Below are 923 nucleotides of genomic sequence, written 5' to 3'. Positions count from 1 at the left end.
CTCCGGCACAACGCCACAGCCGACGAACCGGCGCGGCTGGCGACGGCCGTGCTCAGCCGCAAGCAGCCCGACGTCCAGGCGTTCACCCGGGCGCTGGCCCAGCTCCACACCAGCGGCACCGCGGTCGACTGGGCGCCCTGGTTCCCGGTCGATCCGGCTCCCCAGCCGGTGGACCTGCCGACCTACGCCTTCCAGCGGGAGCGCTACTGGCTGACACCGGACCCCGGAACCCCGACCTCCGCCTCCGGCGGGCACGGGGACGGGAACGACACCGCGTTCTGGGACGCCGTGGAGCGCGAGGACGTGGAGGCCCTGTCCCGCACCCTCGGCTCCCCGGCCGAGCAGCGGCCCGTGCTCGGTGAGCTGCTGCCGACCCTGTCGGCCTGGCTCCGCCAGGACCGCGAGCGGAGCGTCCTCGCCTCCTGGCGCTACCAGAGCGCCTGGCTGCGGCTGCCCGAGCCGGCGCGGCCCGCGCTGCAGGGCACCTGGCTGGTGCTCGCCCCCGCCGACGGGGAGGGCGCCGACCATCCCGTCGACCATCCCGCCGTCCGTACCGCTCTCCGTGCGCTCAGCGAGCACGGCGCGGAGCCGCTGCTCCAGTCCGTCAGCACCGCCGGCCCCGGCCGCGAGGCGCTGGCCCGGCAGCTGAGGGAGGCGACCGCCGGGACGGCCCCGGCCGGGATACTCAGCCTCCTACCGCTGGACGAGACCGCCCACCCCGGACACCCGGAGCTCCCGGGAGGGCTGGCCGCCACGACCGTGCTGCTCCAGGCGCTCGACGAGGCCGGTCTCGACGCGCCGCTGTGGTGTCTGACGCAGGGCGCGGTGGCGGTCTCCGCCACCGACCCCCTCACCAGCCCCGCACAGGCCCAGACCTGGGGCCTGGGCCGGGTCGCGGCCCTGGAACACCCCCACCGCTGGGG

The 923-nt window shown here is 76.8% G+C and carries 1 pseudogene; it reads left to right on the top strand.

The features are described from left to right. Positions 1–923 (top strand): annotated as a pseudogene (locus tag G5C65_RS37770) (type I polyketide synthase); the annotation flags it as partial.

Source organism: Streptomyces boncukensis (genome assembly GCF_011045075.1).
Taxonomy (GTDB): domain Bacteria; phylum Actinomycetota; class Actinomycetes; order Streptomycetales; family Streptomycetaceae; genus Streptomyces; species Streptomyces boncukensis.
Note: the sequence above shows the minus strand (reverse complement) of the source record. Positions and strands in the feature narration are given on the sequence as shown.